Annotated in this window: 1 protein-coding gene; it reads right to left on the bottom strand. The window is 59.3% G+C overall.

Annotated features, from left to right (window positions below; genetic code table 11):
• Window positions 1–212 precede the first annotated feature (212 nt).
• A partial coding sequence (locus AC1D0P_RS30010; RefSeq protein WP_477680063.1) for a hypothetical protein occupies window positions 213–435 on the bottom strand: 223 nt, incomplete at its 5' end.

Genomic DNA, 435 nt, shown 5'->3' with positions numbered 1-435 from the left:
GGCGAGACGAGGCCGAAGGCGATAATGCCGGCGGCAAGGATTTTGGTGATGTTGGCCATGGAGAGCTCCCTTGGAAGGCGGACCGCTGTTCCTACCAAGTGATTGTTTGACCTCCATGACAATGGCGTGATGCGGCCGAAGAAAATCGATAATCTCTCTGCGACCACATGGCGCATGACACCAGCGAACGCGACGATTGACGGATCAGGCCCTCAATTGAAGCGGATGATCGAGATCTCTCCTTCGAGAGCACCCTGATAGGCCGACAGATGCGGCTCCTCGTCCGGTTCGCCCATCAGCGTGCCGATCTGGTCGAGGTCCGCCTCGTGGAAACCTTCTTCGGAGAGGGCATTGAGGGCATCGCGGACGGCGGTGTCGTCGTCGGGAGCGCGCAGCAGAATATGAATGTCGATGCCTTCGCCGTCTGCGTCCGCA

It is taken from the genome of Polaromonas sp. P1_G2, from assembly GCF_056405515.1.
Note: the sequence above shows the minus strand (reverse complement) of the source record. Positions and strands in the feature narration are given on the sequence as shown.